This window comes from Saliniramus sp., from assembly GCF_035311605.1.
GTDB lineage: Bacteria > Pseudomonadota > Alphaproteobacteria > Rhizobiales > Beijerinckiaceae > Saliniramus.
This window is the reverse complement of record NZ_DATGCW010000304.1, coordinates 1-9,134: the sequence shown is the minus strand read 5'-3', so window position 1 is coordinate 9,134 and position 9,134 is coordinate 1. Positions and strand designations below refer to the sequence as shown.

9 protein-coding genes and 2 pseudogenes are annotated in these 9,134 nt (G+C 64.7%); 4 read left to right on the top strand and 7 right to left on the bottom strand.

The window, feature by feature from the left end; all coding sequences use genetic code 11:
- The first annotated feature begins 322 nt into the window (after positions 1–322).
- Entirely contained in the window at positions 323–745 is a 423-nt protein-coding gene (locus tag VKP01_RS13515; RefSeq protein ID WP_324413138.1) for an endonuclease domain-containing protein, read from the top strand.
- 86 nt (positions 746–831) lie between these two features.
- Here the strand turns inward: VKP01_RS13515 and VKP01_RS13510 are convergent, their stop codons facing one another.
- Together VKP01_RS13510 and VKP01_RS13505 are read right to left on the bottom strand one after the other, a co-directional pair.
- A complete protein-coding gene (locus VKP01_RS13510; RefSeq protein WP_324413136.1) occupies positions 832–1,134 on the bottom strand; it encodes a hypothetical protein in 303 nt (100 codons plus the stop codon).
- Between the two features lie 375 nt (positions 1,135–1,509).
- Positions 1,510–2,301 (bottom strand): aldolase, encoded by a 792-nt coding sequence (locus VKP01_RS13505; RefSeq protein WP_324413134.1) that lies wholly within the window; start codon positions 2,299–2,301, stop codon positions 1,510–1,512.
- 428 nt (positions 2,302–2,729) lie between these two features.
- Between VKP01_RS13505 and proV the strand changes: the two genes are divergently transcribed.
- The 3 genes from proV (at position 2,730) to proX (ending at position 6,194) form a co-directional block, all read left to right on the top strand.
- Positions 2,730–4,004 (top strand): glycine betaine/L-proline ABC transporter ATP-binding protein ProV, encoded by a 1,275-nt coding sequence (gene proV, locus VKP01_RS13500; protein ID WP_324413132.1) that lies wholly within the window; start codon positions 2,730–2,732, stop codon positions 4,002–4,004.
- Between the two features lies 1 nt (position 4,005).
- On the top strand, positions 4,006–5,034 hold the full coding sequence (locus VKP01_RS13495; protein WP_324413130.1) for an ABC transporter permease: 1,029 nt from the start codon (positions 4,006–4,008) through the stop codon (positions 5,032–5,034).
- Positions 5,035–5,180: 146 nt separating this feature from the next.
- Positions 5,181–6,194, top strand: coding sequence for a glycine betaine/L-proline ABC transporter substrate-binding protein ProX (proX, locus tag VKP01_RS13490; protein ID WP_324413128.1), 1,014 nt, complete (start codon positions 5,181–5,183; stop codon positions 6,192–6,194).
- Positions 6,195–6,266: 72 nt separating this feature from the next.
- On the opposite strand, the gene VKP01_RS13485 is transcribed toward proX, so the two are convergent.
- The 5 genes and pseudogenes from VKP01_RS13485 to VKP01_RS13465 form a co-directional block, all read right to left on the bottom strand.
- On the bottom strand, positions 6,267–6,515 hold the full coding sequence (locus VKP01_RS13485) for a YrhK family protein (RefSeq protein WP_324413126.1): 249 nt from the start codon (positions 6,513–6,515) through the stop codon (positions 6,267–6,269).
- Positions 6,516–6,640: 125 nt separating this feature from the next.
- Positions 6,641–7,390, bottom strand: coding sequence for a DUF1028 domain-containing protein (locus VKP01_RS13480; RefSeq protein ID WP_324413124.1), 750 nt, complete (start codon positions 7,388–7,390; stop codon positions 6,641–6,643).
- A 159-nt stretch (positions 7,391–7,549) separates the two neighbouring features.
- Positions 7,550–8,056 carry a gamma-glutamyltransferase gene (locus VKP01_RS13475; RefSeq protein WP_324413122.1) on the bottom strand — a complete coding sequence of 169 codons (507 nt, stop codon included), beginning with the start codon at positions 8,054–8,056 and terminating at the stop codon, positions 7,550–7,552.
- A pseudogene (locus VKP01_RS13470) lies at positions 7,941–8,627 on the bottom strand (gamma-glutamyltransferase); the annotation flags it as partial. The pseudogene VKP01_RS13470 and the gene VKP01_RS13475, both read right to left, overlap by 116 nt.
- A 15-nt stretch (positions 8,628–8,642) precedes the next feature.
- Positions 8,643–9,134: pseudogene (locus VKP01_RS13465) on the bottom strand (ABC transporter permease); the annotation flags it as partial.

Below are 9,134 nucleotides of genomic sequence, written 5' to 3'. Positions count from 1 at the left end.
GGCCGGGGGTGAGGGGCGCTGATGACGCGTGGTGCGCCATCCGGCAAATGGCCCGCCGCCACCCTCACCCCTGTCCCCTCTCCACAAGGGAGAGGGGAACCCCGGCAGCGATCGCGGCGCAAAAATCACCAGCCGCGTGGCTGATGCAGAGCGCGCTCCCCTCTCCCGCCGTGGAGAGGGGCCGGGGGTGAGGGGCGCTGATGACGCGTGGTGCGCCATCCGGCAAATGGCCCGCCGCCACCCTCACCCCTGTCCCCTCTCCACAAGGGAGAGGGGAACCCCGGCATTGATGGGGGTGCAAGGAATGGGAGACGGGGACGGCATGTCAGAGCGGAAATCGGAGGCCATGCGCCGGCAAGCAGCAGAAGCCGATTTTCCGCAGCAGTTGCGGAATCGCGCGCGGGCCATGCGCAAACAGCCGACAGAGGCGGAACGGAAGCTCTGGTGGCACTTGCGCCGGCGGATTGTGCTTCATGGAACCTATTTCCGCCGACAGGTTCGGCTGGGGCGCTATATCGTGGATTTCTGCTGCCTCAAGGCAAGGCTCGTGGTCGAGGTTGATGGCGGGCAACATACGCGCGATTCCATCGCGCGCTACGATGCGGCGCGCACGCATGAACTGGAGGGGCAGGGCTTTACCGTGCTGCGCTTCAGCAATACGCAAGTGCTTCAAGAGATTGATACCGTCATCGAGACAATTTACGCGCATCTTGCCGGGGGATGCCCGCGAAACCTGCCGCGTTAACCTATGCTCATGCCGAAGCGCACCCTCCATGAAGGCTGCACCGGAACTCCCCTCTCCCGCCGTGGAGAGGGGAGGGACGCGCTGCCTCACTCTCGTGCGCTATGCCGTTCTGGCGAGGTCAGGGCGGGCTGGGTTCGGTCGAGCGGGAGCAGGGCGGGTGCGTCGCCGGGCGGGGCGTGGCGCAGCACGCGATATTGGCCGCCGTCATCGCGGTGCACGGTATAGACGAGTTCGCCATCGACCTCCGGCACCTCGCGCCGACCACGCAGGATGAGCGCCGTCATCGCGAAGATGAACACCGGCGGCACGATCAGCCAGAGCGCCTTGATCCAGTCCGCCAGCGATTGATACGTGCCGAGAAATGCCTGAAACGCCGATATCTCTTCCATGCTCGAACTCCCCGAAAACCATTCAAAACCGGGTTTGCGTGGTCACCAGAGGATCGCTCTGGTGACCGGGGAGCTAGAAAGCCGCCTGTAGACGACCGCGCTGGCCTTTGGGCCGGAGCCTTGAACATACGCCAGCGCCTCCCCGGCCATGAAGGTCGAGGAGGTGCCTTTTCGGTCGCACCGACCGCTACAGGAAGGGGATTCTAGGCCCCGGGACCGGATTTCACCGACCCTGTGGCGACATTAAAACACGTATCAGGCATTGAAAAGAGTGGTTTTGGTTGTATTGGCGCACAACTGACCGCACCGCAACTCCCCTCCACGAGGCAGAGGGGAGCGCGCGCTGCATCGACCGCGCGCCTTGCAGCGGCGGGCTTAATCAGCGAATTCCGGTTCCTCGCGCATCAGATTGCGTTTGACGCTTTCCAGATGCAGGCGGGCGCTCTCGGAATCGCCGTCGCGCATCTGGTCGTAGGTCTTTTGCGCGATATCGGGTTCGACCGGGGTGAGCTTGCGGCCGGTGCTCATGGCGAGGACCTGCACCTCGCAGGCGCGCTCGAGATAATACAGATCGTCCCAGGCCTCGGCGATCGAGGGGCCGATGACCATGACGCCGTGGTTTTTCATGAAGACGATATCGGCATCCCCCATGGCGCCGGCGATGCGGTCGCCCTCGGCCTCGTCGAGGGCGAGCCCGTTATAGTCGCGGTCGATGGCGGTGCGACCGTAGAATTTCAAAGCCGTCTGGCCGGCCCAGACCAGCGGATCGCCCTCCACCATGGAAAGCGCCGTCGCATGGGGCATATGCGTGTGGAAGGCCACGCGTGCACGCGGCAGGCGCATGTGCAGGCGACCATGGATATAGAAGGCTGTCGCTTCCGGCTGGCCCACGCCGGAAATCACGTTGCCGTCATAATCGCAGACCAGCAGGCTCGACGCGGTAACCTCGGAGAAGGAGAGCCCGTAGGGATTGACGATGAAGAGATCGTCGCGTCCCGGCACGATGGCCGAGAAATGGTTGCAGATGCCCTCGCTCATGCCCAGCCGGGCCGCCATGCGAAAACAGGCGGCGAGATCGACCCGTGCGGCCTGGAGCGCCTCCTCGTCGATGGCGCTGTTGCGCAGGATGGCGGGGCTTGTGCCCGTCGCCTTGAATTCATGAGCCATGATCGTCCTCCGTCGGGATCGTGCCGGGCGCGCACCGGCATGACCGGCGCGACGCTTGAACTTCGAAGATCATGATCGCGAGGCGCCCGCCCGGCGGCAAGCCGCTTTTGCACACACTCTCATGCGAAGGATCGGAAGGGCGGCACAAACCCGGTTGCGGGATCCTGGCGATGCCCGTGAAGCATGACAAGTATCCTGGGGGCTCCTTCGGCGTATCAAACGCAATCATTTAATATAAACGCGAGCATTATGAAATATCATTCATATTCTGGCGCAATTCCGGCATTTTTCGGACAATTCTGGCCAGCGCCATTGCCATCTGCGATCAGCGCCTCTAGTGTATGGACATACCGAAGCTGTAACGCCTCCTCCGGTGATTATTATCCCGGAGCGGGATTTTTCTTTGTTACGGCATGCCAAGGGATACAATGACCGATACGCCAAAACGCGACAAGATCGCCGTGCGCAACCTCTACAAGGTTTTCGGCGACCATCCTCAGGAAGGGATGCGGCTGATCCGCGAAGGGCGCGACAAGGACGAGATCTTCGCCGAGACCGGGCAGACGGTCGGCGTCGTCGATGCGAACTTCACCATCCGCGAGGGCGAGATCTTCGTGATCATGGGTCTTTCGGGCTCCGGCAAGTCGACCATGGTGCGCATGTTCAACCGTCTCTACGAGCCGACCTCCGGGTCCATCGAGATCGACGGTGAGGATATCGTCAAGCTGGACAACGAGGGCTTGCGCAAGCTGCGTCGCGATACCGTGAGCATGGTTTTTCAGTCCTTCGCGCTGATGCCCCACATGAAGGTGATCGACAACGTCGCCTTCGGGCTCGAACTGGGCGGGATATCGCGGCACGAGCGCCACCGGCGCGCCATGACGGCGCTGGAGCAGGTGGGCCTCGCGGCCAATGCCGACAGCTACCCGGACGAGTTGTCCGGCGGTATGCAGCAGCGCGTCGGTCTGGCCCGTGCGCTGTGCGCCGATCCGCCGATCCTCCTGATGGACGAGGCCTTCTCCGCGCTCGACCCGCTGATCCGCTCCGAGATGCAGGACGAGTTGCTGATGCTCCAGGAGGAGAAGCAGCGCACCATCATCTTCATCAGCCACGATCTCGACGAAGCCATGCGCATCGGCGACCGCATCGCCATCATGCAGGGCGGCGTCGTGGTGCAGGTGGGCACACCGGAGGAAATCCTGAAGAATCCGGCCAATGACTATGTGCGCTCGTTCTTCCGCGGTGTCGATGTCTCCAAGGTGCTCACCGCCCGCGATATCGCGCGCCGCACCCAGGTCACGCTGATCGACAAGCCCGAGCAGGGTCCGCGCGCGGCGATTCGTACACTGGAATCCCATGATCGCGAATATGGCTACGTGATCGGGCGCAATCGACGCTTTCTCGGCGTGGCCAGTCTCGCCACTCTCGACGAGGCGCGCAAGGCCGACCAGCCGCTGGAGAAGGCGCTGCTGCCCGATTGCCCGACGATCAGCCCCGAGGCGCATCTGGGTGATCTGATGAATGTCGTGGCGACCACCCCCTATGCCGTGCCCGTCATTGACGAGAACGGGCGCTATGCCGGCGCCGTCTCGCGTTCCGCGCTGCTGCAGGCGCTCGACAACATGATCACCGAGGACAAGCCGGCCATGGCGGCGGCTGCCGATCCGGTCCCGCCACAAAACGAAGCCCGGGAGGGCGTGTGACATGAACGCCCAGTTCAACCCGCTGCGCCCCTTTGATACCTGGCAGCTTCCCTTCACTGACTGGATCGACGTCTTCTTCGACTGGATTTCGGGCGCGCGCAACTTCTTCCGCGCCGTACGCCAGCCGGTCGACTGGGTGCTCGAAACCGTCGAGGGGACGCTGCAATTCCTGCCGCCGACCCTGATGATCGGGCTGGTCGCGCTGATTGCGTGGCAATTGGTGGGACCGCGTCTGGCGATCGGCTCGTTCCTCAGCCTGTTCTTCCTCGGTCTCATCGGGGCCTACGAAGAGGCCATGACGACGCTGTCGCTGGTGCTCACTGCCGTGGCATTCTGTGCTGCGATCGGCATTCCGCTTGGCATCCTCACATCGCGCAGCGATCGCTTCGAACAGGGGCTGCGCCCTGTGCTCGACACGATGCAGACGACACCGGCCTTCGTCTATCTGGTGCCGATCGTCGTGCTGTTCGGCATCGGCAACGTGCCGGGCGTGATCGTGACGATCATCTTCGCCGTGGCGCCCCTGATCCGTCTCACGAATCTGGGCATTCGCCAGGTTCCCAAGGATGTCATCGAGGCCGCGCTCGCCTTCGGTGCGTCGCGCCGCCAGCTGCTCTGGCGTGTGCAATTGCCGCTGGCCACGAAAACCATCATGGCCGGGGTGAACCAATCGCTGATGCTGGCATTGTCGATGGTCGTCATCGCGTCGATGATCTCCGTGGGCGGGCTTGGCCAGATGGTCCTGCGCGGCATCGGACGCCTCGATATGGGTCTCGCCGTGATCGGTGGTATCGGGATCGTCGTACTCGCGATCATCCTCGACCGCATGACCCAGGCGCTGGCCCAGAGCGAGCGCGAACGCGGCGGGCAGCGCATGCTCGACCGCGGGCCGATCGGTTTCCTGCGCCGGCTCACCGCCGGCAATGGGGGCGGCAAGTCGGAAGCTGACGTCAAGCCCCGGAGTGACGACGAGCCGGAAACGGCTTCCGGGCCGTCCACACAGTCCGCGAGCAGCAAGGCCGCCGCCTGACCCTTTTCGGCACGCATCGCCCTGTGCGGTGTGCGCCGCCGGATGCCTCTTCAGCTGCGGCTTGCGTCGCGGCAGGCATCTTATGCGGGTCTGTCGTTCAGACCCGCAAGTTAAAGACCAATCCGAATGGAACTATAGGAGTCATCATGACCAAGCATTTCCGCACTGTCAGCGCCATGGCGCTCGCCACCGCGATCGGCTTTTCCGCCAGCGCGGCTCAGGCCGACGAGCACATGCCAGGCGAAGGCGTCAGCGTCCAGCCGATCACCTCCGGCATCGCCGAGGAAATCTTCCAGCACGAGATCCTGTTCGAGGGCCTGCGCCGGCTCGGTTACGAAGTGGAGGATCCGCTCGAAGCCGAATATGCCGTGATGCATGTCGCGCTCGGCCAGGGCGATGCCGATTTCACCGGCGTGCACTGGAACCTGCTGCATGAGGAATTCTACCAGAATTCCGGTGGCGATGAGCAGCTGACGAAGATGGGCAATCTCATCGCCAACGTGCTGCAGGGCTACCTGATTGACAAGGCGACCGCCGACGAATACGGCATCACCAATCTCGAGCAGCTGCAGGATCCGGAAATCGCCGCGATCTTCGATGCCGATGGCGACGGCATGGCCGACCTGACCGGCTGTAATCCGGGTTGGGGCTGCGAGCTCGTGATCGAGCATCAGCTTCCGGAATACGGTCTCGGCGACACGGTGCGTCACAATCAGGGCAGCTACTTCGCGCTGATGGCCGACACCATCGCGCGCTTCGAGCAGGACGAGCCGATCCTCTACTACACCTGGACGCCGCTCTGGGTTTCGGGCGTGTTGGTGCCGGGTGAAGACGTCGAGTGGCTGGAAGTGCCCTATACCTCGCTTCCCGGCAACGATGATGCCACGCCCGAGGACACTTCCGCCAACGGCCTCAATCTGGGCTTCGCCGTGGACGATATCCGTGTGCTCGCCAACCGCGACTGGGCCGAAGCCAATCCGGCTGCCGCCCGGTTCCTCGAGCTCGTCGAGATCGACATCAACGACGTCTCCGCCCAGAATCTGCTGATGCGTGACGGCGAGGATTCGATGTCCGACATCGAGGCACATGCGGATGCGTGGATCGAGGAAAACGCCGATACGTTCGAGGGTTGGGTCGAAGAGGCTCGCCAGGTCGAGTGATCGCCTGACAAACGGCGCAATGCGCGTTCGACAGGATACGGGCGGTGCCGTGATGGCGCCGCCCGTTTTCGTTCAGGGGATCGCGCGCGGATCGCCGTAGCGGCCGGTCCAGTATTTCTTCAGGCCGTCGCCGACAGCGCCGAACAGCATCAGCAGCGATCCCGTGATGAACAGCCAGACTCCGAAGGTCAGCCACCCGTCGAAGGCCGGCAGGAAGAAGATCGAACCGACAAAGAATGTCGCGTTACCCACCACACCGATGCTGATATGGATCCACTCGTATTCCACCAGAAACCGGTGCAGCGTCTGCCGTCTGTTCATGTCGCCAAGCTCCCCTGTTGCGTTCTCGCGCGCCTTCCGTCTTGCCGTGGCAGCCGCCTGAGCGCAAGCAAAGCATGTCGAAGGCGGCGCGCGGCCTGCTGCCGTGAAACGCGAAGGCTTCGGTGTCAGCCGCGCTCGCGCGCGAATGAGCGGGATGGTTCGCCCCTTGCGATGCGAGTAGCTTCAGCTTCGGCGATGGCGCGGTCCATCGGGGCGCGGTCGATGGCGCCGGAGAAATTGCTGCGGGTGCCCATCGATTCCGCGAAATGGATGAAGCGCTCATGCGCCACCGCGTAGAGCCGGCGGATTTCGGCGAGTGGATTAGGGTGGTCATCGGCGCGCAGATCGAACCAGGGATAATCCTCGCTGCGATGCAGACGCAGCCCCGCCGATTGCGTCCCGCGCTTGTCGCCACCGGCCGCCTCGCCGGCCTCCATCGCCGTCATCATCCGCGCCGCGAGCGGGCCGGGCGCCGCGAGAAAGGCGTCGAGGGTCGCCTCCACCACCTGCGGACCGGCGAGCATGTTGCCGGCGACGGAGACACCCGGCGCGCTCACATGGCCGGCCCAATCAACACAGGATGCGCCGGTATGCACGGCGATGGCGCCATCGGCGTCGATCAGATGGATCTGGCGGTGATCGGCGCCCGCATCGCGGGCGACGAGATCGGCGATCACGGCCTCGCCCGCCTCCCCGGCGGCGCAAAGTTCCGCCGCCTCCATGCCCCAGAGCGGATTGATGAAGGCCTGGCTCGCCACTGCAGCACGCCCGCCTCGGATATAGGGCACGATCGCGCCGACGGCAAAGAAGCGGCTCGCCACGGCGATACCGCGATGGCCGGTTTCAGGGCACAGGGCCACGATGGAAAAGGTCATGCTGCGTTACTCCTTTAAGAGCGCGCTCCGACCTGACGGAGTCAGGCCAGGCGCTCCAGATCATTTTTTGGCGCATCATTTTCTCCGTCAGCCGATATCCACCTGACGGCATGATGCTATGGATAGCGGGCGCTCAGCGCCCCACCGCATAAGTCTGCATCAGACGCGGCGTTGCCGCTGCCCGCAACCGCCCGTCCGCCTCGCGCCGCGCCGCGCCGCCGTCAGCCGCCCGACGCTCCAGGGCCCGGCAACCTCGATGCGATGCCCCCGCGCGCGCAGATCGGCGATCGTCTGCGGCGCGAAGCGGCCTTCGATGACCAGGTGGCCGGGGCGCACATTGCTCGGATAGAACGATTCCTGGAAATGCCCGCTATGGAACAACGGCGCGTCGATCGCCTGTTGCAGGCCTTCGCCGTAAAGCACATGGCGCAGGAAGAAGACGAGCTGGCACTGGTCCTGCTGGTCGCCGCCGGGCTTGCCAAAGGCGAGCCGCGTGCCGTCGTCGCGTATGGCGAGGCTTGGCGAGGCTTGGCGAGAGCGTGGTGCGCAGACGCCGCCCCGGCGCGAGACTCGTGGGCATCCCCTCCTCCAGCCAGAACATCTGCGCGCGCGTGTTGAGGGCAAAACCCAGCCCCGGCACGACCGGCGATGATTGCAGCCAGCCACTGCAGGGCGTCGCCGAGACCATGTTGCCGTGGCGGTCGATGATGTCGAGATACACGGTATCACCGCGCTTTTCCGTGCGATGCGCCATGGTCGGCTCACCCGCCCCAGCGCCTCCGGCAGAAGCGCCCGTAGCGCCCCGTTCGGCATTGGCGCGGGCCATCAGCGCCTGATGATGGAAACCGGGGATCTCGCCAGGGCGCTGCTCGAGCGAGGCTTGTGGCTCGATCAGGGCGCGGCGGCGCGCGGCATAGGCGTCGCCGAGCCGCGTGTCCAGGGGCACCAGCGCATGGTCGGGATCGCCGCAATAGGCCTCGCGATCGGCGAAGGTGAGCTTGATCGCCTCGGTCACCGCATGCACGAATTCCGGCCCGCCCGGTTCGGCCTCCTCGAGGCCGCAGCCTTCCAGCATGGCGAGCGCCAGCGGTAGGGCCGGGCCCTGTTCCCAGGCGCCCGTCTTGAACACCTCCCAGCCCTTGAAGCGCCGTGAGGCCGGCGCCTCGAAATGCGCCTGCCAGCCGGCCATGTCAGCGCCGGTGAGGACGCCCTTGTGGGCGCGCCCCGTCACATCCATCGCTTCCGCCTCACGCAGGAAGGTTTCGATGCGCTCGGCGATGATCGCGGTGGCGACGGTCAGCGTGGCCTGCACGATGATCGGCGGCGCGATGTTTGGCAGGATCTAGCGCGCAAGGGTCGAGAATTGCCCGACCCCGGCAGCCCGCACGCTCTCGACGTAATCCTCCGTCTTCACCGCCAGCGTCTGGCCGCGCGTCAGCCGGATGAAGATCGGTGTCGCCGAGAGGTCGATGCCGATCATCCTATTGGGCAGGGACGGCCCCAGGAAAGCGGCGAAGGCGATGGCGAGGATCAGGAAGGGCACGGCGAGCAACGCCTCGGTCATGCGCGAGATGGTGGCATCGGTCCAGCCGCCGCGCCAGCCGGCTATGACGCCAAGCGGCACACCGGCGAAGACGGCGATCATCACCGAGACGACGCCCGCGAGCAGCGAGGCCTGCGCACCCCAGATCATGCGCGAGAGCAGGTCGCGCCCGTTCTGGTCGGTCCCGAGCAGGTAGTCGGA